This is a genomic window from Pseudomonas sp. BW7P1 (assembly GCF_024981055.1).
GTDB classification, from domain to species: domain Bacteria; phylum Pseudomonadota; class Gammaproteobacteria; order Pseudomonadales; family Pseudomonadaceae; genus Aquipseudomonas; species Aquipseudomonas bananamidigenes.
In genome coordinates this window covers 3,209,592-3,233,190 of record NZ_CP103374.1, presented here as the reverse complement: position 1 = coordinate 3,233,190, position 23,599 = coordinate 3,209,592, and the positions used below count along the sequence as shown (strand labels likewise).

Annotated in this window: 19 protein-coding genes and 1 pseudogene; 2 read left to right on the top strand and 18 right to left on the bottom strand. The window is 61.3% G+C overall.

The features are described 5' to 3' along the window. Nucleotides 1-2 precede the first annotated feature (2 nt). The 10 genes and pseudogenes from NWV16_RS14370 to NWV16_RS14325 form a co-directional block, all read right to left on the bottom strand. Complete coding sequence (locus tag NWV16_RS14370; RefSeq protein ID WP_260523528.1) at nt 3-1,601, bottom strand: ArnT family glycosyltransferase; 1,599 nt, start codon at nt 1,599-1,601, stop codon at nt 3-5. After that, nucleotides 1,596-2,977 (bottom strand): annotated as a pseudogene (locus NWV16_RS14365) (UDP-glucose dehydrogenase family protein); the annotation flags it as partial. The pseudogene NWV16_RS14365 and the gene NWV16_RS14370, both read right to left, overlap by 6 nt. Further along, on the bottom strand, nt 2,974-3,387 hold the full coding sequence (gene arnF / locus NWV16_RS14360) for a 4-amino-4-deoxy-L-arabinose-phosphoundecaprenol flippase subunit ArnF (RefSeq protein WP_260519577.1): 414 nt from the start codon (nt 3,385-3,387) through the stop codon (nt 2,974-2,976). The pseudogene NWV16_RS14365 and the gene arnF, both read right to left, overlap by 4 nt. Beyond that, nucleotides 3,384-3,728: a 4-amino-4-deoxy-L-arabinose-phosphoundecaprenol flippase subunit ArnE gene (gene arnE, locus NWV16_RS14355; RefSeq protein WP_260519576.1), complete on the bottom strand. Its 345-nt coding sequence runs from the start codon at nt 3,726-3,728 to the stop codon at nt 3,384-3,386. Before arnE ends, arnF begins: the two co-directional genes overlap by 4 nt. Continuing rightward, a complete protein-coding gene (gene arnT / locus NWV16_RS14350) occupies nt 3,725-5,374 on the bottom strand; it encodes a lipid IV(A) 4-amino-4-deoxy-L-arabinosyltransferase (RefSeq protein WP_260519575.1) in 1,650 nt (549 codons plus the stop codon). The genes arnE and arnT (NWV16_RS14350) overlap by 4 nt, the downstream gene beginning before the upstream one ends. Further along, nucleotides 5,371-6,255 (bottom strand): 4-deoxy-4-formamido-L-arabinose-phosphoundecaprenol deformylase, encoded by an 885-nt coding sequence (gene arnD / locus NWV16_RS14345; protein WP_260519574.1) that lies wholly within the window; start codon nt 6,253-6,255, stop codon nt 5,371-5,373. Before arnD ends, arnT (NWV16_RS14350) begins: the two co-directional genes overlap by 4 nt. Further along, on the bottom strand, nt 6,255-8,246 hold the full coding sequence (gene arnA, locus NWV16_RS14340; RefSeq protein ID WP_260519573.1) for a bifunctional UDP-4-amino-4-deoxy-L-arabinose formyltransferase/UDP-glucuronic acid oxidase ArnA: 1,992 nt from the start codon (nt 8,244-8,246) through the stop codon (nt 6,255-6,257). The genes arnD and arnA overlap by 1 nt, the downstream gene beginning before the upstream one ends. Next, nucleotides 8,243-9,265 carry an undecaprenyl-phosphate 4-deoxy-4-formamido-L-arabinose transferase gene (arnC, locus tag NWV16_RS14335; RefSeq protein ID WP_260519572.1) on the bottom strand — a complete coding sequence of 341 codons (1,023 nt, stop codon included), beginning with the start codon at nt 9,263-9,265 and terminating at the stop codon, nt 8,243-8,245. The genes arnA and arnC overlap by 4 nt, the downstream gene beginning before the upstream one ends. After that, nucleotides 9,262-10,410, bottom strand: a complete 1,149-nt coding sequence (arnB, locus tag NWV16_RS14330) for a UDP-4-amino-4-deoxy-L-arabinose aminotransferase (protein WP_260519571.1) — start codon at nt 10,408-10,410, stop codon at nt 9,262-9,264. The genes arnC and arnB overlap by 4 nt, the downstream gene beginning before the upstream one ends. Nucleotides 10,411-10,717: 307 nt before the next feature. Beyond that, nucleotides 10,718-10,876 carry a hypothetical protein gene (locus NWV16_RS14325; RefSeq protein WP_260519570.1) on the bottom strand — a complete coding sequence of 53 codons (159 nt, stop codon included), beginning with the start codon at nt 10,874-10,876 and terminating at the stop codon, nt 10,718-10,720. Between NWV16_RS14325 and xerC the strand changes: the two genes are divergently transcribed. Further along, the gene (gene xerC / locus NWV16_RS14320; RefSeq protein ID WP_312846932.1) at nt 10,815-11,720 is read left to right on the top strand and encodes a tyrosine recombinase XerC; all 906 of its coding nucleotides are present in this window, start codon (nt 10,815-10,817) and stop codon (nt 11,718-11,720) included. The genes NWV16_RS14325 and xerC overlap by 62 nt on opposite strands. Nucleotides 11,721-11,727: 7 nt before the next feature. On the opposite strand, the gene NWV16_RS14315 is transcribed toward xerC, so the two are convergent. The 6 genes from NWV16_RS14315 to NWV16_RS14290 all read right to left on the bottom strand — a co-directional run bounded on the left by NWV16_RS14315 (nt 11,728) and on the right by NWV16_RS14290 (nt 19,781). Next, nucleotides 11,728-12,786, bottom strand: coding sequence for an ABC transporter ATP-binding protein (locus NWV16_RS14315; RefSeq protein WP_260519568.1), 1,059 nt, complete (start codon nt 12,784-12,786; stop codon nt 11,728-11,730). Further along, nucleotides 12,783-14,381 carry an ABC transporter permease gene (locus tag NWV16_RS14310; protein ID WP_260519567.1) on the bottom strand — a complete coding sequence of 533 codons (1,599 nt, stop codon included), beginning with the start codon at nt 14,379-14,381 and terminating at the stop codon, nt 12,783-12,785. Before NWV16_RS14310 ends, NWV16_RS14315 begins: the two co-directional genes overlap by 4 nt. Beyond that, the gene (locus tag NWV16_RS14305; RefSeq protein ID WP_260519566.1) at nt 14,382-15,395 is read right to left on the bottom strand and encodes an iron ABC transporter substrate-binding protein; all 1,014 of its coding nucleotides are present in this window, start codon (nt 15,393-15,395) and stop codon (nt 14,382-14,384) included. A gap of 202 nt (nt 15,396-15,597) precedes the next feature. Continuing rightward, entirely contained in the window at nt 15,598-17,127 is a 1,530-nt protein-coding gene (locus NWV16_RS14300) for a glycosyltransferase family 39 protein (RefSeq protein WP_260519565.1), read from the bottom strand. Further along, a complete protein-coding gene (gene arnT / locus NWV16_RS14295; protein ID WP_260519564.1) occupies nt 17,124-18,836 on the bottom strand; it encodes a lipid IV(A) 4-amino-4-deoxy-L-arabinosyltransferase in 1,713 nt (570 codons plus the stop codon). The genes NWV16_RS14300 and arnT (NWV16_RS14295) overlap by 4 nt, the downstream gene beginning before the upstream one ends. A gap of 291 nt (nt 18,837-19,127) precedes the next feature. Then, the gene (locus NWV16_RS14290) at nt 19,128-19,781 is read right to left on the bottom strand and encodes a histidine phosphatase family protein (protein WP_260519563.1); all 654 of its coding nucleotides are present in this window, start codon (nt 19,779-19,781) and stop codon (nt 19,128-19,130) included. Between the two features lie 325 nt (nt 19,782-20,106). On the opposite strand from NWV16_RS14290, the gene NWV16_RS14285 reads away from it, so the two are divergent. Beyond that, the gene (locus tag NWV16_RS14285; RefSeq protein WP_260519562.1) at nt 20,107-21,417 is read left to right on the top strand and encodes a sensor histidine kinase; all 1,311 of its coding nucleotides are present in this window, start codon (nt 20,107-20,109) and stop codon (nt 21,415-21,417) included. On the opposite strand, the gene NWV16_RS14280 is transcribed toward NWV16_RS14285, so the two are convergent. Both NWV16_RS14280 and NWV16_RS14275 read right to left on the bottom strand, forming a co-directional pair. Further along, entirely contained in the window at nt 21,375-21,926 is a 552-nt protein-coding gene (locus tag NWV16_RS14280; protein ID WP_260519561.1) for a membrane integrity-associated transporter subunit PqiC, read from the bottom strand. The genes NWV16_RS14285 and NWV16_RS14280 overlap by 43 nt on opposite strands. Before the next feature lie 16 nt (nt 21,927-21,942). Then, the gene (locus NWV16_RS14275) at nt 21,943-23,598 is read right to left on the bottom strand and encodes an intermembrane transport protein PqiB (RefSeq protein WP_260519560.1); all 1,656 of its coding nucleotides are present in this window, start codon (nt 23,596-23,598) and stop codon (nt 21,943-21,945) included. Nucleotide 23,599: the final 1 nt, after the last annotated feature.

Genomic DNA, 23,599 nt, shown 5'->3' with positions numbered 1-23,599 from the left:
GTCTACAAGGGTTTCAGGTACAACAGCACGTAATCGTTCTTGTCGAAGCGACCGCTCAGTACCGGTTGCAGACTGGCCAACGGCGTGCCTTGCAGCGACTGCAGGTCCTTGCTGTCCATGATCAGCCAGGCCGGCCCCTTCAATGATTCCAGTTGCTGAACGGTTTCGGTGAACTGCGGTTGCAGGTCCTGTTCGACGTTGACCATGAACTTGATCGCCTTGGCGTCCTTGCCCATGCCATGCAGCACCAGGGGTGCCGGGTTCTGCTGGACCTGGGCGAACGCGGCGCGGCTGAAGGCGCGGGTGTCGTAGAGCGCGCGCTCCACCGGCTCGAACACCGCCGCGTAGACCACCCACAACGCCAGTACCGAACTCAACGCCAACACTTCGGCACGCCAGCGCGGTTTCCACAGTCGGGACAGCGCCAGCAGCTGCAACAGGCCCAGCACGATCAGTACCGGCATCACACCGCTCAACAGTTCGGGGAATTTGCGTCGAGCGACCAGCAGGGCAACGATCAGCAACAGCGGCGTCAGCAGCCACAGCGCCTGAATGATGCCGCGCAGCCACGCAAACACTCGACCGTGAGCCACCTGGAACGGATACGCCGCGATGATCGCCGCCATCGGCAGCATCGGCAGCAGGTAGCGCGCCTTCTTCGCCTGCGGAATCGACAGGCCGACCATGACGATCAGTCCGGCGGCTGCGCAGTATTGCACCAGACGCAATGCCGGCCCGCGCTGATGCGGTTTGCTCAGCCACGCCGCCGCCAGTACCACCAGCGCCAGCGGATACGCCAGCGCGTAGTTGCCCAGCGAACTGGTGAAGTAATAAAGCGAACCGCTGACACCTTCGCTGCCATCCATGCGCCCCATGAACTGCATGCGGATCACGTCTTGCAGGAAAGCCTCGCCACCGCTGAGTCTGGCCAGCCACAACAGCAGCCCCACGCACACTGCGAGCAGGATCGACGCCAGCACACCGAACACGAACAGCCGGGTCCACTGGCGATCGAGCAGGTAATAACTGCAGAGCATGCCGGTCGGCACCACAAGCCCGATCGGCCCGCGAATGCCAAAGCCGAGCAGCAACAGGGCAAAGATCAGCGGCCAGCGCCGACCGGAGCCAAAGTGGTCGTGAGCGTAACCCAGGTAGAACACCGACAGCGCCACAGCGGCCAGCATCAGGTCTTGCGACACGGCGCGGACTTCCGTGATGAAGGTGCTGGTGAGCATCAGCAGCGCAATGCTGATCAATGCCCAGCGCTGCGAATGCACCGCCAGCAGGCGGTACATCAGCATCACGATCACCCCGCCGGCGATGGCGCTGGGCAGCCAGGCGGTCAGGGTATTGATCGCGCCGAAAGGCAACGCCAACAGCCAGATGAACAACGTCGACAATGCCGAATAATCGGCGTAAGGCTCGCCGTAGGTGGTCGGAAATACCGTCGGCCCGTGTCGCAACATTTCCTGGGCAAACAGTACAAAGCGTGAATCAAAGCCGATGGGTGCCTGTCCATAAACCCCGGCGATAAACAACAACAGTGCCAGCAGCCCTGCGATCAGGGACTGCCGGCGGATGGCAGGCGACAACGTAATCAAGCGACGTCCGCAGTGTTGGACCATTGATGCAGCGGCATCGGCAGCTTGCGCGAATCCCCTCGACCGATCGGGAAGTACTTGAAGCCATTGCGCGCCAGACGATCGGCGTCATACAGGTTGCGGCCGTCGAAGATCACCGGATTCTTGAGGCGTTGCTGGATCAGGTCGAAATCCGGCGCCTTGAACTGCTGCCATTCGGTGCAGATGATCAGTGCGTCGGACCCGGACAGTACCGATTCAGGGGTGCCCATCAGCATCAGTTTTTCTTCGTTCGGGTACAGGTGCTGGGTTTCCTGCATCGCTTCCGGGTCGAAGGCGCGAACGCTGGCGCCGGCGGCGAACAGCGAGTCGAGCAGGACTCGGCTTGGTGCGTCGCGCATGTCGTCGGTGTTCGGCTTGAATGCCAGGCCCCACAGGGCGAAAGTCTTGCCGCGCAACTCGCCCCTGTAGAACGCATTGATGCGGTCGAACAGCTTGTGCTTCTGACGCTCGTTGATCGCTTCGACCGCTTGCAGCAGGTCGCTGGAGCAGTTGGCTTGCTCTGCACTGTGGATCAGCGCACGCATGTCTTTGGGGAAGCAAGAGCCGCCGTAGCCGCAGCCCGGATAGATGAAGTGGTAGCCGATGCGCGTGTCCGCACCGATGCCTTGACGGACCGACTCGATATCGGCGCCCAGGTGTTCGGCCAGCTCGGCGATCTGATTGATGAAGCTGATCTTGGTCGCCAGCATGCAGTTGGCGGCGTATTTGGTCAGCTCGGCACTGCGCAGGTCCATGAACATGATGCGGTCATGGTTGCGGTTGAACGGCGAGTACAGGTCGCGCATCACGTCGCGCACTTCATCGCCTTCGCAGCCGATGACGATGCGGTCCGGACGACGGCAGTCGGAGACCGCCGAGCCTTCCTTGAGGAATTCCGGGTTGGAGACGATATCGAATTGCAGCGTACGACCGGCCTTGTCCAGTGCGGCCTGGATATGGGCGCGCAGGGTGTCGCCGGTGCCGACCGGCACGGTGGATTTTTCCACCAGAATCAGCGGCTGTTCGCGATGGCGGGCGACCGCATCACCCACCGACAGCACGTATTTGAGGTCGGCCGAGCCATCTTCGCTGGACGGTGTGCCCACGGCGATGAAGGCGACGCGACCGTGAAGCACGGCGGTTTTTTCATCGGAAGTGAAGTGCAGGCGACCGGAATCCAGGCCTTCACGGACCAGGCCGGAAAGCCCGGGTTCAAAGATGCTGACGTGACCCTGGCTGAGCAGCTCGACCTTCTTCTGATCGATATCCATGCACACGACATCATGGCCGACCTCGGCCAGAACCGCGGCTTGCACCAGGCCGACGTAACCGCTTCCAAATACTGTGATTTTCATGGAGCACTCCTCAAATCGGGCGCTTGTGCCGGACGAGTGTTGATAGTGATGACACCGAGCATGACCAGTGCCACGCCCAGCGATTTGGTGAAACTGAACGATTCGTTGAACAGCGGCAGACTGGCCGCCAGCAGATAAACCAGCGCATAGCTGATGCTCAGCAGCGAGTAGGCCCGGCCCAGCGGCAGGTCACGCAGGGCGGCGAGCCAGCAGAGCATCGACAGTGCATAGGCAACGATGGCCGTGAACACCACCGCCAGTGCCGAGAGATCGACATTGCCGGTGCTCAGGGCGGCCAACCATTGTTCCGGCTGCGGCAGGCGCGTCATGCTCCAGCGCATGCCCAGCTGGGCGCTGCTGACCAGCAAGACGCTGCCCAGAGCGAAGCCGATTCCGCGTCCCTGACTCATGACTGCTGCCCCAGCAGTGCCACACCGCCGATCACCAGTGCCACGCCGATCCAGTGCCGGCGATCGATCGGTTCGCGAAACACGAAACGCGCGATCAGGGTGATCAGCACAAAGTTGAGGCTGAGCATCGGGTAAGCGATGCCCACTTCAAGGCGTTGCAGCACCAGCAGCCAGACCAGCAGGCCCGAACCGAGCGCGAACAGTGCCAGCCACAGCCAGGGCGAGCGCACTTTGTCGGCCCAGGACGAGTCGACACCGCGCCAACTCTCCACCGCGTACTTCTGTGCAACCTGGCCCAGGCACGTCAGCAGACACGCGGTCAGTAACAGCAACCCGCTCATGACGGATCCTTGGGCAGGACGATGATCACCAGGTTGCCTTGCTCGTAACGGGTGCCGTCCTTGGGCAGCAGGTCGACTTCATGCAGTTCGTCGTCACCCTTGACCCGCATGACCACGCCGACCGAGCCGGTGCGGCGGGCATCGCGTACCCACTGCTGGACTTCATCGGTGGTGATCCGCTGCTGCGCGCCTTCGGGATAGCTCAGGCCGTACTTGAGCTCACCCACGGTGTTGTACAACGCCACCTTGGGTTGCTTCAGACGCCAGGCCAGTGCCGAGGCGGCACCGAGATCGTTGCTCAGCAGGTGCGTGGTGCCGGACAGTTCATCGAGGTGATGCAGGATGAACTGGTCCGGTGTCTTGTTGGCCACCACCGACTTCGGCAACGCGGCCGGCAGCACGCCGACCAGCAGCAGACTGCCGAGCGCCGGAGCGGCCCAGCACTGCAGCGGCAGAAACGCCTGCGCGAGGTTGGCGATGATCCAGCCGATCAGGGCAATGAACACCAGCACCATGCTGTGCAGTTCGTGGTCGTACACCGGTTTTTTCAATTGCAGGTAAACCAGTGCGATCAGCGTGACGACACCCAGCACCAGGTTAAGCAGGCCATTGACGCTCAGTGCCCGGCCCTGTTCCAGACGCAGTCGGTCGGCGAGGGCATGACCCAGCAACAGCGCCAGCGGCAGCAAGCACGGCAGGATGTAGGTCGGCAGCTTGCCATTGGCCGTACTGAAAAAGGCCAATGGCATCACCAGCCACAACAGCAGGAAGGCAATGCCCGGTTGGGTACGGGTCTGCCAGGCTTGCTTGAACGCCGGCACCAGCATGCCGACCCACGGCAGGCTGAAGGCAACCAGCAAGGGCAGGTAGAACCACCAGGGCGCGTCGTGTTGGGCATCGTCACCGGCGAAGCGGCGGATGTGTTCGTGCCAGAAGAAGAACCGCCAGTAATCCGGTTCCTGACTGTGCACGGCCAGCACCCACGGCAGGCTGACGACGATCGCCACGACAACCGCCACCGGACCGTAGATCAACAGTTCACGCCAGCGTTTCTGCCAGAGCATCCAGGGCAGGGCGATCAGCACCGGCAGCAGCCAGGCGAGAAAACCCTTGGTCATGAACCCCATGCCGCAGGCCAGCCCCAGGACCGCCCAGCTGATTACCCGTTGCCGGGTGCTGTGGCTGTCGACGGCAAACCACAGGGCGACGAGGCTCAGGTTGACCCAGAAAGTGAACTGCGGATCGAGGTTGGCATAACCCGCCTGACCGGCAACCACCGTGAAGCTCATGTAGAGCAGGGCGCAGATGAAGCTTTTGCTCGGCTCGTTCCAAAGGCGACGGGCGACCAGGAAGCACAACAGCACACTCAAACCGGTGCTGAGGGCCGAGGCGAAACGCACGCCAAACAGGTTTTGCCCGAACAGTTCCTGACCCAGCGCGATCATCCAGTAACCGGCAATCGGCTTCTCGAAATAACGCAGGCCCATGAAGTGCGGGGACACCCAGTTGCCGCTCAGCAGCATGTCCTGGCTGATCTGGGCGTAACGGGTTTCATCGGGAATCCACAGACCATGAGTGCCGAGCGGCAGCAGGTAGGCGAGCAGAAGCAATCCGATCAGCAGCGGCAATGCCCAGCGTTTGCTCATGCGCCTTGCACTCCCAGCCAGCCTTCACGGCCTTCGAGAACGCCACGTTGCACACGGCCGACAGGCAAGGTGTTGAGAAACTCGGGCAACAGGTCGCCCAGAGGCTGAAACTCGATTTCTCGCTGGCGTGCATCAGCCAGCAAACGGCGAAACTCTTCGGCCATCAGAATCCCTTCTACTTCGGCATGAATGGTGTAGTTGTTGAGGTTGTCCGCATGGAACCGGTCCAGGATGAAAGCGTTGAAATCCTTCGCCGCCACGGTCGGACCGACCACCTCGTCGAAAGTCGGCATGTCCACCGGAATCTGCGGTGCCCCCACGGAACCATCGGCCAGCAGGGGTCGAAACAGCCGATTCCCGCGGCAATCGCTGTTGTAGCGAAAACCGAAGGTTTCCTTGGCTTCGACCACACGCTCGTCCGCACGCCAGCCGGCGGCGGCCGAACACTGGATCTTCTCGCCGATGATGTCGCTCAGGGTGTCGACGCCGCGACGGATCTGTTCGATCAGTTGCGCGTCACTCCAGGTCCCGGCATTGGCCTGCCAGCCATGGTGATCCCAGGCGTGCAGACCGATTTCATGGCCGGCGTCCCGGGCCTGACGCATCAGGTGCCCGAGGTCGCGACCGATCGGCTTGCCCGGCCAGGCGGTGCCGGCCAGCAGGATGTCCCAGCCATACAGGCCGGCGGCATTGGAACGCAGCATTTTCCAGAGGAATTGCGGACGGATCAGGCGCCACAGATGCCGGCCCATGTTGTCCGGGCCGACACTGAAGAAAAACGTTGCCTTGACCTGCGCTTCGTCGAGGATTTCCAGCAACCGGGGCACCCCTTCACGGGTGCCTCGGTAGGTGTCGACATCGATACGAAGACCTGCCTGCATCAACGCTTGTCCGCGATTTCGAGCATGGCTTCACGCAGGAAGAAGTCCAGGGTGTTGCCGATGGTCTCGCGCATTTCCACGGTCGGCTCCCAGTTCAGCAGGCGCTTGGCGTTGGCAATGCTTGGCTTGCGGTGTTCCACGTCCTGGTAACCGGCACCGTAGAACGCTTTGCTTTCCACGTCGCGGAAACCAGCGAACGGAGGGAAGTTGGAGCGCAGCGGGTGAGCTTCGAACTGACGCAGCAGTTCTTCGGCCAGCTGACGGATGCTCGCTTCGTTTTCCGGGTTGCCGATGTTGATGATCTGGCCGTTGCAGACGTCGTTGTCGTTGTCGATGATGCGGGCCAATGCCTCGACGCCGTCGGCGATGTCAGTGAAGCAACGCTTCTGCTCGCCACCGTCGAACAGGCGGATCGGGGTGCCTTCCACCAGGTTCAGGATCAGCTGGGTGATGGCGCGGGAGCTGCCGATACGGGCGGAGTCCAGACGGTCCAGACGCGGGCCCATCCAGTTGAACGGACGGAACAGGGTGAAGTTCAGGCCCTTGGCACCGTAAGCCCAGATCACACGGTCCAGCAGTTGCTTGGACACCGAGTAGATCCAGCGTTGCTTGTTGATCGGACCGACGATCAGGTTGGAGTTGTCTTCGTCGAAGTTCTTGTCCTGGCACATGCCATAGACTTCCGAGGTCGACGGGAAAATCACGCGCTTGTTGTACTTGACGCAGTAGCGAACCAGCTTCAGGTTCTCTTCGAAGTCCAGTTCGAATACGCGCAGCGGGTTGCGGGTGTATTCGATTGGCGTGGCGATGGCCACCAGCGGCAGGACCACGTCGCACTTCTTGATGTGGTACTCGATCCACTCGGTGTGAATGCTGATGTCGCCTTCGACGAAGTGGAAACGCGGGTGGTCGCGCAGACGGTCGATGGCGTCGGAACCGATGTCCAGACCATAGACTTCGTAACGGTCGTCACTCAGCAGGCGCTCGGACAGGTGGTTACCGATGAAACCGTTGACGCCCAGGATCAGTACGCGGGTGCGACGTGGCGCACGACCGGATTCGGCGCCGCGCAGCAGCGAACCGTCCACCAGACCCAGTTCATTGGCCAGTTGCGGGCCGCTCAGGTACAGACCGTTGTCGTTGCGCTGACCGGCGTTGATCACCAGCGAGTCTTCACCGCAGGCAATGCGCAGCGGATCGACGCTGATCACGCGGCCCGGCGCCTGACCTTCGTTGCCCTTGACGACGTCGGCGCTCCAGACGATCAGTTTGTGCTCGCCCACGGCGCAGAAGGCGCCCGGGTACGGACGGGTCACGGCGCGAACCAGGTTGAACAGCTGCTCGGCAGGCTTGGCCCAGACCAGCTTGCCGTCCGCCGGCGTACGGCGACCGAAGACGGTGGCCTTGGATTCGTCTTGTGGGGTTTCGGTGATCTTGCCTTGCAGCATGTTCGGCAGGGTGTCGCGCAGCAGGTCGCTGGCGGCCGTGCGCAGTTTGGCGTGCAGGCTCAGACCGGTGTCGCTGCGCTCGATGGCCACGCGATGCTGGGCGACGATGGCGCCGGCATCGGCGCGCTTGACCATGCGGTGCAGGGTAACGCCGGTTTCGGTTTCACCGTTGACCAGCACCCAGTTGGCCGGTGCGCGACCACGGTAGCGTGGCAGCAACGAGCCGTGCAGGTTGAACGCGCCTTTTTTGGCCAGGGCCAGCAGCGGCTCGCTCAGCAGGTTGCGGTAGTAGAACGAGAAAATGTAATCCGGGTCGAGTTTGGCGATGCGCTCGATCCACAGCGGGTGGTTGGCGTCTTCCGGCGCGTGCACCGGGATGCCCTTGTTGGCGCACAGCTGTGCAACCGAGGCGTAGAAGGCGTTTTCTTTCGGATCGTCGGCGTGAGTGAACACTGCTGCAATGTCATAGCCGCTGTTAAGCAGGGCTTCAATGCCGGCGCAGCCAATATCGTGGTAAGCGAAGACAACAGTTTTTGCACTCATGAGAGAACCTGATCGGAAGTGGAATTGGAAGTAAGGCCGTCAACGGTGATCGCAGGCGCCGGGGAGGCCGGCTGGCTGCGCAACACCTTTTCAATGAAGAAGCGCGGGCGGGCGCGCACGTCGCTGTACATGCGTCCCAGGTATTCACCCAGCAGACCCATGCCGATGAACTGGCCACCGGTGAACACGAACAGCACCGCAAACAGGACGAACGTGCCGTCACCGGCCCAGACCGCACCGAACGCCAGGCGCAGAATGATCAGCGCAACGGCGAACAGCGCGCCCAGACCCGCCATGGCGAAACCGACGATGCTCAACAGACGCAGCGGCGTGGTGGTCATGCAGGTGACCAGATCGAACATGAGGTTGATCAGGCGCATCGGGCTGTATTTCGAGTCGCCGTGTTCACGCTCGGCGTGGGCCACGACGATTTCGGTGGTGTGACGGGCGAAGCTGTTGGCCAGGATCGGGATGAAGGTGCTGCGTTCACGGCAGGCCAGCATCGCGTCGATGATGGTGCGGCGGTAGGCGCGCAGCATGCAGCCGTAGTCGCTCATGGCCACGCCGGTGGAGCGTTGCACCGCCAGGTTGATCAGTTTCGACGGATAGCGGCGCAGCGCCGAATCCTGACGATGGCCACGCACGGTGCCGACCACGTCATAGCCTTTCTCGGCTTCTGCCACCAGGCGCGGAATTTCTTCCGGCGGATTCTGCAGGTCGGCGTCGAGGGTGATCACCACGTCGCCCTTGCACTGCTCGAAACCGGCCATGATCGCGGCATGCTGGCCGTAGTTGCGGTTGAGGATGACCGCCACGAACGGGCTGTTTTCGCGTCCGGCGGCTTCTTCGAGCATGTTGGCCGACTCGTCGCGGCTGCCGTCGTCGACCAGCACGATTTCGTAGTCATGTTTGAGTTGGGCGCAAGCCGCTTCTGTGCGCCGAAGCAGCTCAGGCAGACTGTCCTGTTCGTTGTAGACCGGGATGACGATCGACACGCATTTAATCGGGTAAGGTCTCACGAGCGTTTGTCCATAAGAGTGGCGATGGCGCCGACAACACGATCCAGATCCTGGTCGGTCATGTCGGGGAACAGCGGAATCGAGCACAACCGCGCCGAGTTCCATTCGGTGTTGGGCAGATACAGGTCAGGGTCACGCTGGCGGTACCAGGTGTGCAGGTGGGTGGCGATGAAGTGAATACCGGTGCCGATGCCTTGCTCCTGCAAGCCTTTCATGAAGGCTTCGCGATCCATCCCGCAGCGCTCGCTGTCGATGCGCAGGATAAACAGATGCCAGGCGTGTTGCTGGGCGTATTGCGGCACGGCCAGGGGTTGTACCGGCAGGCCTTCGAGCTTGTGCAGGTACTGACCGGCCAGCTCGGTGCGGCGGGCGTTGATGGCGTCCAGACGCTGCAGTTGCACCAGGGCAATGGCGGCGTTGATATCGGACAGGTTGTACTTGAAACCGGGTTCGATGACCTGGGCCTGCGGCTTGCGGCCACCGGTCAGGCGGTCGTAGGCATCGACACCCAGACCATGGAACTTGAGCATGCGCACGCGGCTGGCCAGGGCTTCGTCGTCGGTGACGAACATCGCGCCTTCGGCACAGGTCATGTTCTTGATCGCGTGGAACGAGAAGATCGCGGTGCCATGGGAGCCGACATGGCGGCCCTTGTAACGGGTGCCGGCAGCATGGGCGGCGTCTTCGATGACCGGGATGCCGTGCTTGTCCGCCAGGGCGTACAGCGGATCCAGATCGAACGCGGCGCCGGCATAGTGCACCGGAATGATGGCTTTGGTGCGCGGCGTGATGGCGGCTTCGATACGGGCGGCGTCGGTCATCAGGGTGTCGCGGTCGACATCGACGAACACCGGTGTGGCGCCCAGCAGGGAAATCATGTTGGCGGTGGAGACCCAGGTCTGCGACGGCGTGATGACTTCATCGCCGGGGCCGATGCCCAGGGCCAGCAGCGTGATGTGCATTCCGCCGGTGGCGGAGGACAGGGCAACGGCGTGCCTGCAACCCACGTACTGCGCGAACTGTTCTTCAAGTGCCTGGTTCTTCGGCCCGGTGGTGATCCAGCCCGAACGCAGTACCTGTTCGACGGCCGCAATTTCTTCGTCGCCGATACTCGGGCGAGAGAAGGGGAGAAACGCCTGACTCATGGACACCTCATTGCGAAAAAAATGGACAGATCCATCTGTTCATCGGATCCAATCCCAGCGTAGACACAAAAAACGGGTTTTGCATCAACGAGTTGCTTGGAAGCATGACGTCGGGGGTTGGTTGACTTTTCAGGCGTTGCCCGGCAGGTTGGGCGGTATCGACTGAGGACCTATCTGGCGTAGGTTATTCCCGATTTTGTGAAAGGAATATGAAAAACCGGTCGGCGAATCGTTTATCTGAAAGTCATACAGCCGTTGTTCAGATTTGCGCGGCTTTATCTGGAAAGTCCCACTAAAAGACTCTTCTTTACATCAAGTTCATTGCAGTAGTTAGTTGTTGTGCTGGACTGTTTTTACTCAAGGCCTTTCGTTTGAGCAGCTTATCCGTTACCCCTTCAGAATCCATCGCAAGTAATCCTTTGTCCTTGTATTTGGCGCGTCTGGCACCTTCCAGCCAACTGACCATGCGCTATGTCCTGCAGGATGCCGCCGACCGTCTGGGCTTTGAAGACATGAATGTCGAGGACATTCCCTGGCACGCCCTGCAACCGGAAGATGTCGTTGCGTTAGTCGCGGCATTGCGTGCCGATAACTACGCTCCCAATACCTCTTCACTTTATGTAAACGCCATTCGTGGTGTCATGAACGAAGCCTGGCGCATGAGCCTGATCAGCCAGGATCATCTGTTGAAGATGCGCTCGGTCAAGGGGATTTCCGGCACGCGGCTGTCACAGGGGCGCAATCTGAAACGCACGTTGATCCACGAGTTGATGGAAGTCTGCGCGGCGGATCCGCGTCCGCAAGGGCTGCGGGATGCGGCGGTCATTGCGCTGTTGTATGGCACGGGCATGCGCAAGTCGGAGTCGGTGGACCTTGACCTGAACCAGGTGGATTTCGCCGAGCGCAGTCTGTGCGTCACGGCCAAGGGCAACAAACAACTGATCAAGTACGCGCCGGCCTGGGCCTTCGCCAAACTCAACGCCTGGCTGGAGTTTCGCCGTTCACAGCTCAGCGAGGGCGAAAGCGACGACGCGTTTCTGTTCAACCGTATCCGCCGTGGCAGCCATATCACCCGCGAGCGCATTACCAAGCACGCGATCTATTACATCGCCCGCCAGCGTGGAACCCAGGTCGGGGTGAAGATCATGCCCCATGATTTCCGGCGTTCGTTCATCACCCGGGTGATCGAAGAGCACGATCTGTCGATTGCCCAGAAACTGGCGCACCACAGCAACATCCAGACCACGGCCAACTACGACGTGCGCGACGACAATGAACGGCGTCGCGCCGTGGACCGTTTCGACCTGTAGTCGAGCGTCACGACACCTCGAAGACGTGGGCCGCTCCCAGAATCGACAGCTGCACCGCGCTGCCGGCGGGTGGCGCGTGCATTCCGGAACTGCGCACCAGCAACGAGCGGCCCGATGATTCGCCGGCTCCGGCAAGCAATTCGACGGTCAACGTGCAGGTATTGCCGCCGAAATCGCGCTCGGTGACCACGGCATTGCAGCCTTGCGGGTTTTCGGGATGATCGGACAGCAACAGTTGTTCCGGGCGCAGCATGATGTGCGCCGGGCCCGCAAACCCGTTGGTGTTCACCGCCACCCGACCCAGATCGCAATGGGCCCAACCGGCCTCGATCCGCGCCGGCATGACCACCGCTTCGCCAAGGAAACGCGCGGTCTGCTCGTCGTCAGGATAACGATACAGATCCATCGGATGCCCCGACTGCACCAGGCGTCCTTCACGCATCACCGCCAACTGGTCGGCGAATGACAGCGCCTCACTTTGATCGTGAGTGACCAGAATCGTGGTCACGCCAGCGGATTCCAGCAATCGGGCGACCATTTTGCGCATGTCGGCGCGCAGGCCGGTGTCGAGGGCGGAAAAGGGTTCGTCCAGCAACATCAGGCGCGGTTGCTGGGCCAGCGCCCGGGCGAGGGCGACCCGCTGCTGCTGGCCGCCGGACAACTCATGGGGCCAGCGGCCGGCCATGTTGGCGTTCAATGCAACGCTGTCCATCAGCGACTGGATGCGCTCGGTTCTGGCGCTGCCGGTGACGGCGAGCCCGAAGCCGATGTTGTCGGCGACGCTCATGTGCGGAAACAGTGCGCCGTCCTGCGGCACGTAGCCGATCTGGCGCTGATAGGCGGGTACGGCATGGTTGCTGTCCACCAGGGTCTGGCCATTGAGCATCAGGCTGCCGGCATCGGGAAACTCGAAGCCGGCGATCATCCGCAGCAGCGTGGTCTTGCCCGATCCGGACGGACCGACGATGACCGTGCGGCTGCCGGTGGGGACGGACAGGTTGATGGTGTCCAGCGCCGTTTGTGCGCCGAAGGATTTGCTGAGATTGATGATGTCGAGAGCGTTCATCGGCCGGCACTGCGCCTGGATTGTTGATAGAGAATGGCTGTGAGCGGCAGCGAAAGCACGACCATCAACAGCGCATAAGGCGCAGCGGCGGCGTAGTCGATTTCGCTGGTCATGGCCCAGAAACCGGTGGCCAGGGTGCGCGTGCCGTTGGGCGCGAGCAACAGGGTTGCGGTCAGTTCGTTGGTGATCGCCAGGAACACCAGCGCGGCACCTGCCGCCGCACCGGGTGCGGCCAGGCGCAAGGTGATCAGCCACAAGGCGCGCAGCGGCGAGCGACCGAGGCTTTGCGCGATGTTCTCCAGCTCTACCGGCGCCTGGGCGAAACCGGCACGCAGGCTGACCAGCGCCCGTGGCAGGAACATCAGCAGGTATGCCAGCAGCACGGTGAGGGTGGTCTGGTAGATCGGCCGCGCGAAGTGGATCGTCACGGTGACCAGCGCCAGAGCCACGACAATGCCCGGCAGTGAACTGGTGATGTAGTTGCAGCCTTCGAGCAGGCGCTGCAACTTGCCGGGGGCGCGAATCGACAGCCAGGCGATGGGAATCGCCGCGAGGCTGGTCAACAGCGCACCGGCCACGCCGAACGACAGGGTCTGGAGCAGCGCGGGCAGCAGTTCTTCGCCGTGCCAGACGTCAGCGCCGCCAGCGATCAGCCATCGGCCCAGCGTAAGCATCGGGACGCCGAGGGCCAGCAGGCAAGTCAGGATCTGCAGGCAAAGGCCGAGCGTTGCGATGCCGGATTTGAGGCGCACCGTCCGCTGCTCCCGGGCGCTGCCGGAACCGACCCGGGCATAACGGGCATGGCCGCGGGCGCTGGATTCGGCGGTCAGCATCGCCAGACAGCACAAAGCCAGAACGCTGGCGAGCATATTGGCAGCCGGGCCGTTAAAGGTGGATTTGAACTGGTCGAAAATGGCCGTGGTAAACGTGTCGAAACGGATCATTGCGTACAGACCGTATTCGGCCAGCAAGTGCAGGCCCACCAACAGCGCACCGCCACAGATTGCCAGACGCAATTGCGGCAGCACCACCCGAAAGAACACGGCCCACGGTTTGAGACCGAGGGATTCGGCCACGTCTTCTATCGCCGGGTCGAGACGCCGCAATGTCGCCGCGATCGGTAGATAAAGGAACGGGAAATAGGCGATCACCGACACCAGCACGCCGGCCGGCAGTCCGTTGATCGACGGAACCAGACTCACCCACGCATAGCTGTGCACGAACGCCGGCACCGCCAGCGGCGCGACCGCCAGCACTGACCACATTCGCCGTCCCGGCAGGTCGGTGCGTTCGGTGAGCCAGGCCAGAGTGACGCCCAGCACAATGCAGATCGGCAGGGTGATCAGTACCAACAACACGGTGTTGATCAGCAGTTCGGCGACCCGTGGACGAAAGATCATGGCCTCGATCGTCGCCCAGCCGGTGTACCACGACACGCCGATGACAAATGCAATCGGCAGCAGCGACAGCAGCGAAACGCCAATCGCCAGTACGACCACCCACGGACTCCCGCGCCCGTTGAGGGCGCGGGTTCTGCGTGGCAACTTGGCGGGGGACGCCGCAGCGATCCCCGCTGGCAGAGTTTCAGGCCTCAATTAAAGCAGTCCCGCCTGAGTCATCAGTTCGACGGCTTTCTTGCTGTCGAGCTTCGACGCATCGACTTTGGGCGCGTCAAGATCCTTCAACGGCACCAGTTTCGGGTTGGAAGCCGCGTCCTTGCCCACGGCGTATTCAAAGGAGTTGCCGGTGCGCAGCACGTCCTGACCTTCCTTGCCGGTGATGTACTGGAGGAATTTCTGCGCTTCTTCCTGGTGTTTGCTGGACTTCAGCACACCACCACCGGAGATGCTCACGAATGCGCCCGGGTCCTGATGCTTGAAATAGTGCAGGGCAGTGTTCTTGCTGTTTTCACCGGTCTTGGACTGATCGACGAAGGCGTAGTAGTGATAGATCACGCCGCTGTCCACCTGACCGGCGTTCACCGCTTTGAGCACCGAGCTGTTGCCACGGTAGGCGGTGAAGTTGGCTTTCATGCCCTTGAGCCATTCCAGAGTGGCCGCTTCGCCTTTCTGCTCCAGCACGGCGGCGACGATGGCCTGGAAGTCGGCCCCGGCAGGGGAGGCAGCCCAGCGGCCTTTCCATGCCGGGCTCGCCAGATCCATCAGGGATTTTGGCAGATCCTTCTCCGGCAGTTTGGCCGGGTTGTAGACGAATACCGTGGAGCGAGCGGCGATGCCGACCCACTGGCCATGGGCCGGACGATAGGCCGAGCCTACTTGCTCAAGCGTGGCCGGTGCCACCGGGGCGAACAGTTTGGCATTGTCCACCAGCACCATGGCCGGGGAGTTTTCCGTCAGGAACACGTCCGCCGGGGATGCCGCGCCTTCCTGCACCAGTTGATTGCCCATTTCCGTGTCGTCGCCGTTGCGGATCGTGACCGGGATCCCGGTTTCTTCGGTGAAGCCGGCAACCCAGGCCTTGGTCAGGGTTTCGTGCTGGGCGTTGTAGACCACGATGCCGACGGAATCGGCGGCAAACACCTGGCCGGCTGCCAGCAGCGCGGTCGCCAGAACAGCGTGCTTGAAAAAGGACGGAACGGATGGACTCATGACAGAGCAACTCCTGTTTTTTAGACGTTATGGGCGAGCATTCGCCGGAAAGCTTCAATGCGAATGATTTGCATATGTTGGCTGGCTGGCAATGTAGAGAGGCAAATGAGAAAAAAACGTCAAACAAACCGTTAATACATGTCATTGCCATTCAGGTTAGCAGTCACTGCGCGGAAACGCCGGGTGAACCCGGCGCTGTCTTTCAGGAGTCTTTGGGGAGATAAGCGACGCTTTGATCCTCGCGGCCATGGAAAACCTGTTCGCCGCGGGTCGGGGTGGCCGTGATGATTTGATGATCGCGACCGAGTCGAGAAAGGGGAACAGGATCACCGGTGCGGTACTGGGCGACAAAGATCGTCCGTTGCGGATCCCAATGCCGTCCGCTGGTGCGTTCCAGCCATTCGAACATCGCCGCCGCGTCGCCATCGCGAGGGAAATCACGGGTTTCCGGCACGTAGTAGAACGGCTCACCGCCAGTCTGCAGGTACATCGGAACCTTGTTGTCCACCTCGACCATGACGAAATGCCATTGATTCAACGGCGCCTTTTGGCTGGCTTGCAGGCGCACGGTTTCGCCGAAACGGATCGCACCGCCTCCGCTGTTGGTCCAGGGGTAGAGCACACCGAGGATGCCCAGCAGCAACACCGTGGTCACGGCGAAACCGATTTTCAGGCCGCGCCCGCCAAACGGACTCACGGCATTGCGAGCGGCCATGCGCCGGGTGATCCACCAGGCTCCGAGCAATTGTGCGAATGGCACCAGCGGCAGCACGTAATAACTGCGCCGGCTACCGCTGGCGGTGAAGAACAGCATCAATAACCCGAGGCCCTGTATCAGCCAGCGGGTGTCCGGTTCGATGTGTTTCCAGTTCCGCGCCGCCACCCACAGCGCGATGATCCAGCACGGCGCCCAAGGCAGGGTGTAGACCGGCAGGTACAGCAAATAGGTGTAGATCGGCCCGATGTTGTCGAACGGCTGGAAAAACCGCACGACGTTTTCCCGCAACACCAGCCCCAGCCCGCTTTCCCCGTAGTTCGGCGCGCCGTAGAGGTGTGACAAAAGGAACGGCGTCATGTAGAACGCCCCGGCAATCACCAGCGCCGCGAGCAGGCGCAGGTTCAGGTGACGCTTCCAGCGGCCTTCATTCAGCAGGTGCGGCAGCAGCACCAGCCCGGGCAGGACGAAACCGATCAGGCCTTTGAACAATGACGTCAGCGACAGCAACACGCAGAACACCAGATAGCGCGAAAACCGCGTGTCCTCCGGTCCGCGCCAGTACCACCAGACCGCTGCCAGCACGCCGCACACCGTGAGGATGTCGGCGGTGGCCACCCGCGCCCAGAACACGAAATAGAAGGTGGTCGCCAGCATCCAGCCGGCGATCAGGCCCGTGCCTTTGCGAAACAACTGTTCGCCCAGTAGATACACCAGCCAGACGCTGAGCCACGCGGACACCACCGAAGACAGGCGCAGCGACCAGTGATCCAGACTGCCGGTCAACCAGGCAGTCGCGGTGATCAGCCAATACGACAGCAGCGGCTTGTCGTAATAGGGATCGCCCTTGAGGTACGGGTCGAAGTAATCGCCGCTCTGCATCATCTGCAACGCGATGTTGGCCCAGCGGGTTTCCGCGCCCCAGAGTTCGCGACTGCCCAGACCGAGCAGCAACATCAGGGCGCTGGCCACCAGCAGGAGCAGCAGGGCGCCCCGGTCGTTATTGCGCAGGGTCATGGCTGGCGCTGCGGGAAGATGAAGATCTGCAGGTTGCCGCGACGATAGTGCTTGCCGTCTACCGGCAGCAATTCGACTTCCTGCTCTTCCTGCGTGCTGTTCACCCGCAAGACCACACCCACTGCGCCTTTTTTCCGGGCTTCGGTCATCCATTGACCGACGTTTTCCATGGTGACTTTACGGGCCTCCATGGCCGGATCGTCCAGGCCGTATTTCAGTTCACCGATGGTGTTGTAAAGGTCGACCTGCGGGCGTTTCAGTCGCCATGCCAGCGCCGAGGCCGCACCCAGATCGTTGCTCAACAGGGACGCGGTTTCACTCAGTTCCTGTTGATGTTCGGCAATGAACTGGTCAGGCATCTTGCTGTTGACGATCTGCCCCGGCATGGCTGCCGGCAACAACGCCACCAGCAGACCGATACCCAGCGCCGGCATCGCCCACAGCGTCAGCGGACGCAGCACTTGCAGGGCGTTCACGATGATCCAGCCCACCAGCACGATATAGGCCAGTGAAAGGCTGAACATCTCGGTGTTTTCGTAGATTTCCTTCGTCGCTTGCAGGTAGAGCAGCGCCACCAGCGCAACGCTGGCAATGACGGTGTTGATCACGCCGTTCAGGCGCAGGGCGCGGCCACTGTTTTGATCCAGCCAGTTGATCACGGTCTGTCCCATCAGCAGGGCGACCGGAAGCAGGCACGGCATGATGTAGGTCGGCAACTTGCCGCTGCTCAGGCTGAAAAACGCCAGTGGCAGCAGGAACCACAATGCCAGGTAAGCGGTTTTTGCATCACGCTTTTCGCGCCACATGCGCAGCAACGTCGAAGGCAGCAGCAGAGCCCACGGCAGGGTCGAGGCGAACAGCAGCGGCAGGTAGAACCACCATGGACGGGCGTGTTGCGCCGCATCGCCGGCGGCAAAGCGGCGGATGTGTTCGTGCCAGAAGAAGAAACGCCAGAAGTCAGGCTCGCGGTAATGAACAGCCAGTACCCACGGAAGGCTGACGAGGGTGCAGACCACCACCGCGACCAGCCCGTAACGCACCAGTTCGCCGAAGCGGCGCTGCCAGATCATGTAAGGCAGAGCGATCAGCACCGGCAGCAACAGGGCCAGAAACCCTTTGGTCATCAGGCCCATGCCGCAGGCGACACCGAGCAGCACCCAGCCGCCCAGACGAGCGCGAGGCGTCTGGCTGTCGATGGCAAACCACACGGCGACCATGCTCAGGTTGACCCACAAAGTGAACTGCGGATCGAGGTTGGCGTAGCCGGCCTGACCGGCAATCAGCCCGAAGCTCATATAAAGCAGGGCGCTGGAGGCACTGATCCGCGGGTTATTCCACAACCGGCGTGCCATCAGGTAGGTCAGCCAGACGCTGACACCGGTGCTGAGCGCCGACGCAATGCGCACGCCGAACAGGTTGTCGCCGAAGATCGCCTGGCCGATCGCAATCATCCAATAGCCGGCAATCGGTTTTTCGAAATAGCGGATGCCCATGAAATGCGGTGCGACCCAGTTGCCGCTGAGCAGCATTTCCTGGCTGATCTGGCCGTAGCGGGTTTCATCGGGGATCCACAGGCCATGGGTCATCAGCGGCAACAGATAAAACACCACGAAACCCAGAATCAGTCCGGGAATGGCCCAGCGTCCGAAGGTCGTGGCGGGGGAAAAATGACGGGCAGCGTGGCGCAGCGGGTTGTTTTCAGACGTCATGACAAAGCCTTGGTGCCAAACGAAGTTCTTGTGTCGATGGCCTGCCCGGCGCGTTCCTGAGCGGGCGGGTCATCGTGTTGAATGAATGCAGGTGTGCGATCGGGCGACGGGCATTTCCTGTATCCAGAGAACTGCCAAACCTCCAGGCTGGAGTTCTCGCACTATAGCCAAGCTTAAAAAAAACGGTTGTCCAGTAAATTGGGGTGGATACATGTTTAATTACAAATTAATGAACTTGTACTTGGCTAGTTGAAAAAAACGCAAACTTGCCGGCTCGCCCCAACTAAAGCATCAACGACTATTAAGTTGAGACCAGGCATCGGCATTCATGATGCCCAGTACTTTAAGTTGCCCTTTGTCATCGATGCGGGCAAATAAAGTACTGCCGTATTCGGCGGCGACGGCGTGAGGAAAACCGGTCTGTTTTTCAAAATCGCTGATGCAGCCACTGTGGGTCACCAGCACCAGATTACGCTTGGCAACCTTGTGCGCCACCACGTCGTTGCGCAGCGAAGAACCACAGGATTCGAGCCAGGTCTGGGCGGTAGTGTCCTGACCGAACATGGCGCGGGCCGTCTGCTCGGTACGGGTCAGCGGGCTGGTAAACACCTGCGCCTGCTGCATGCCCAGGCCCATGAAGCCTTTACCCACCTGCACTGCAGCGTCATTGCCGACCTGCGTGATACCGTCGGCCGGGCCCATGCAAAGGTTACCGGAGCGGTCGCAACGTTCGGCATGACGCACCAGCGCCACGACTTCGCCAGCCTGCCATGCCCGGGTCCAGTCAGCCCGCGCGGCTTTGCCGGCCTGGCCAAGATCCATGGGCGAACGGGTCACCCAGACGAAACCACTGACCAGCGCGATTGCGGCTACCACACCGATGCCGGTCAACAGTTTTCCAAGTCCAGACGTGCGGCGCTGTTTATATGTCGCAGTTAATTGCATCTGTCGCTCCACGGCATGCCCCTTGACGTCGCAGGCGAATTGGGCCGGCGATTTAACCAACTTTTATAGTTATGTACTTGAATAATGGCTGAACATTACGTTCGTGCGCGTCGGGGGGTAGTGAAGAACATGTGAAAATTTCGCGAGCGTCGAAAAGTCGCAACTAATCGGGTGTTTGATAACCAGACTCAAATACCCTTTTTTTACCGGCCAGTCTTAACAAATGTTCATGTTTACGGTGAAGCTGCGCAGGTTCGGTCAATGTCGCGGTCCTCGCCTGTTCTTGACCGTGAGTCTGCAATCAGCCGTGGAGTCATCGACCCGAATGGATCTCAAGCAAAGCCTGACGAAACGGATCGTCATCGTGTTCGCTTTGATGAGTGCCCTGGTGGCCGGTTTTTTTGCGCTGGGCATCGTGGCCGCCGTGCACGTGGTTGAACACAGACTGGCCAGCAGCTCCCTGAGTGGCGGCCTGCACCGCTTGCTGGCGATGGAAGACATTGATCGCTGGAGTCATCAACCGGAGAAAGGCGAGCTGTTTTTCTTCGAAGGTGGCCCTGGCCCCATGGCCCTCATGCCTTCGCTGGCGGCACTTTTGCCCGGTTTTCAGGAAATCCGTTTCAATGGCGATGACTTCTTCGCCATGGTTGAAGTGGTCGGCGGACGCAAATATGTGTTGCTGCGCGATCAGGAAAGCCTCGAACAGCGTGAGCGGCTGTTGTTCATCGTGGTGACCGTGGGTGTCGTCCTGAGCATACTGCTGGCGCTCGTGCTCGGCCGGTTGCTGGCGCGGCGGGTCATGGCGCCGGTCATTCGTCTGGCGCGTCAGGTGCGCCACCGCGATCAACTGCTGGTTCTGGCGCCGCCGTTGCACCCGGATTATGCAGCCGATGAAGTGGGGGAACTGGCGCTTTCGTTCGACCAGACCCTGGGCCGCCTGCGTGAAACCCTCAGCCGCGAAAAGCTCTTCACCAGTGACGTCAGCCATGAACTGCGCACGCCGCTGATGGTGTTGTGCGGTGCCTGCGAGTTGCTGCTGGCCAACCCGTCGCTGAATGCCCGCTCCACCGCGCAGGTCAACCGTATCGCCCGGGCCAGCCACGAGATGCGGCAACTGGTCGATACCTTTCTGATGCTCGCCCGCGCGCAGGACGATACCGGCAACGATCGCTGTGTGACACTCAAGGAAGTGGCGGACGCCCAGGCGGAGATCTGGGGCCGGTTGATCCGGGAAAAAGGTCTGGAGTTTTTCTACGAAGTGCATCAGCCGTGCCCGGAACGCTTCAACCTGACGTTCCTGCAATCGGTGATGGGCAACCTGTTGCGCAATGCCTGGCACTACACCGATCACGGGTTTGTCCGGCTGACCCTGACCTCCAACGGTTTTGTGGTAGAGGACAGCGGTATCGGCATTGCGCAAGAGCAGCGTCAGGCCGTGTTCCAGCCGTTCGTACGTGGCGACGAGGGGCGGGGAGAGGGCCTTGGTCTGGGGTTGTCACTTGTGCAACGGATCTGCAAACGCCAGCACTGGCGGGTGCATTTGAGCAGCGGTCAGTCCAGTGGCAGCCGCTTCAGCGTGGAGTTGCAACCGGCTCAGGATGAGGATGGACAGCCCCGCATTTCACCGGCGGCCTGACGGATCAGCGCGGCGAGGCGTTTGACGTTGTTCTGCTGAGCGATCACCAGATCGTCGATGCTCCCCCCGGACGGGGTCTGCAGGATCGAGCGGCAGGTCATCAAACCGGTGTCGCCCGCATTGGCCGGACGCAGACGCCATTTCACGTCCATCAGCCCGTATTGTCCGGGCACCGAATCGAAGCGTTGCACATCAATGCGCACCGACGTCTTGTGCGCAACGCCCGCATTGCTCAATTGATCCATCAGCGCACTGCGCAGCTCGTCGCTCAGACTTGCCGCCCACCACTGGGTTTCGAGAATCGCCAGCCCGCTGTTGCCCTGACGGATGACGATTTGCGGGCGGTCAACCTGGGGCGGCACGCTGATGCTTTCAATCGCGATGTCCTGCCCTGATTGTCCGGGCGTCGGTTGCGCCGGGGTCAAGGTGTGGAAGCTGATCGGGTCGCTGCGACAGGCGCCCAACAGCAGGCACGCAGCGAGCACGGTGAACTTCAGCGGTAAAGCCATGGCAAGGCTCCTGTGCTCAATTGCGCGGCGGTCCCTTGAGATCCAGCGGCGCAGCGTTGTCGGGGCGACCGCGAATCAGCGATTCCGGATGGCGACCGAGGTAATCCGACAGTTCACGCAACGAGCGCGACATGCGCCCGAGTTCGTCGAGGGTCTGGGTGAGTTTTTCCCGCTGCGGCGAATCTTCGGCCAGGGTCGAATTGGCCGATTGCAGGGTCTTGCTGACGTCGGCCAAGGTGTTTTGCACGCTCGGCAGGGTCTTGGCGTTGAACTGGGTCAGGCTTTTGCGCAGTTCCACGAGGTTGCCGTCCAGATTGCCGGCAATACGCTCCACCGGCAGTTTGTTGAGCTTGTCGACCATGGCTTCGAGTTTTTCCTGCAACTGTTCGAGGCTGCCGGGAATGGTCGGAATGACAATCGGGCGAGCGGTCGGGTCAAACGCGACCTTTTCGGCCTTGGGGAAGAAGTCCAGCGCGATGTACAGCTGACCGGTCAGGAGGTTGCCGCTACGGGCCTGGGCGCGCAGACCGTTGTCGACGAACGTGCCGATCAGGCGTACAGCGGCGGCTTCGTCATCCGGGTTGTGATTGAGCACCTTGAGCATTTTTTCGTGGGCCCGGCCCAGGCGTTGCGGGTAGATCACGATGCCGACACTCACCGGGAAGCTGCGTTTCTTCTCGTCGTAGTCCAGGTTGACGCTCACCACCCGGCCGATTTCCATACCGAGGAATTCCACCGGCGCATCGACCTTGAGGCCGCGCATCGCCTGATCGAAACGCAGGCTCAGGTACTGCGGCTTGCCGGCAGGCGGGGCGAGGGCGGTCTGCTGGTCTTCGAACAGGTCGAACGTCTTCTCTTCGGCGGCGGCGACGTCGTTGGGACTGTAGTCCGGAGCGCGAAAGGCGATGCCGCCGATCAGCAAGGTTGAAAGCGATTCGGTTTTCACGGCAAAGCCATTGGCGCCGACATTGACGTCAATGCCGCTGGCATTCCAGAAACGGGTGTTTTCGGTGACGAAGGCATCGTTCGGCGCATGAATGAACACTTCGATATTCACCCCTTTGCCATCGCCATCCAGGGCATAGGCCACCACCTGGCCGACCGGGATCTTGCGGTAATAGACCGGTGAGCCGATATCCAGCGAGCCCAGGTCCTGAGTGTGCAGGTTGAAGCGTTTGCCCGGCTCGCCGTAGGTGATCGGTGGCGGGTTTTCCAGGCCCTTGAAGTACTTGGCGCGTGAACCGGACTGGCCGATGTCGGCACCGATGTAGTCGCCGGACAACAACGTGTCGATGCCCGAAACACCGCCGGCGCCGATGCGTGGGCGCACCACCCAGAATTTCGAGTCTTCGCGGGTAAAGGTTTCGGCCTGCTTGGCCAGTTTGATCGTGGCGTTGACGCTCTTCTGATCGTCGCTCAGCTCGACGTCCGAAACATGGCCGACCACCACGTTGCGGTATTTGACTTCGGTCTTGTTGGCGGTCAGGCCGCTGCCGGTCTTGAAGGTGACGACGATGGTCGGGCCTTCCTGCATCAGGTTGTGCACCACCAGCGAAATGCCCACCAGCACCGCGACAATCGGCACGATCCACACCAGCGAAATGCTGAAACGCCGGGTCTTGATCGGGGCCTGGCCGGGCGCCTGCGGTTTGTCGGCGGCTGACGACTCCATC

What these genes read in the sequence shown, in the direction of transcription:
- arnD (WP_260519574.1), bottom strand. Translation starts at nt 6,255, where the DNA reads ATGCAGGCAGGTCTTCGTATCGATGTCGACACCTACCGAGGCACCCGT.
- NWV16_RS14290 (WP_260519563.1), bottom strand. Translation starts at nt 19,781, where the DNA reads ATGCAATTAACTGCGACATATAAACAGCGCCGCACGTCTGGACTTGGA.
- NWV16_RS14305 (WP_260519566.1), bottom strand. Translation starts at nt 15,395, where the DNA reads ATGAGTCCATCCGTTCCGTCCTTTTTCAAGCACGCTGTTCTGGCGACC.
- NWV16_RS14300 (WP_260519565.1), bottom strand. Translation starts at nt 17,127, where the DNA reads ATGACCCTGCGCAATAACGACCGGGGCGCCCTGCTGCTCCTGCTGGTG.
- NWV16_RS14275 (WP_260519560.1), bottom strand. Translation starts at nt 23,598, where the DNA reads ATGGAGTCGTCAGCCGCCGACAAACCGCAGGCGCCCGGCCAGGCCCCG.
- arnT (WP_260519575.1), bottom strand. Translation starts at nt 5,374, where the DNA reads ATGAGCAAACGCTGGGCATTGCCGCTGCTGATCGGATTGCTTCTGCTC.
- NWV16_RS14315 (WP_260519568.1), bottom strand. Translation starts at nt 12,786, where the DNA reads ATGAACGCTCTCGACATCATCAATCTCAGCAAATCCTTCGGCGCACAA.
- NWV16_RS14285 (WP_260519562.1), top strand. Translation starts at nt 20,107, where the DNA reads ATGGATCTCAAGCAAAGCCTGACGAAACGGATCGTCATCGTGTTCGCT.
- NWV16_RS14325 (WP_260519570.1), bottom strand. Translation starts at nt 10,876, where the DNA reads ATGGTCAGTTGGCTGGAAGGTGCCAGACGCGCCAAATACAAGGACAAA.
- arnB (WP_260519571.1), bottom strand. Translation starts at nt 10,410, where the DNA reads ATGAGTCAGGCGTTTCTCCCCTTCTCTCGCCCGAGTATCGGCGACGAA.
- arnE (WP_260519576.1), bottom strand. Translation starts at nt 3,728, where the DNA reads ATGAGCGGGTTGCTGTTACTGACCGCGTGTCTGCTGACGTGCCTGGGC.
- arnT (WP_260519564.1), bottom strand. Translation starts at nt 18,836, where the DNA reads ATGACGTCTGAAAACAACCCGCTGCGCCACGCTGCCCGTCATTTTTCC.
- arnA (WP_260519573.1), bottom strand. Translation starts at nt 8,246, where the DNA reads ATGAGTGCAAAAACTGTTGTCTTCGCTTACCACGATATTGGCTGCGCC.
- NWV16_RS14280 (WP_260519561.1), bottom strand. Translation starts at nt 21,926, where the DNA reads ATGGCTTTACCGCTGAAGTTCACCGTGCTCGCTGCGTGCCTGCTGTTG.
- arnF (WP_260519577.1), bottom strand. Translation starts at nt 3,387, where the DNA reads ATGAGTCAGGGACGCGGAATCGGCTTCGCTCTGGGCAGCGTCTTGCTG.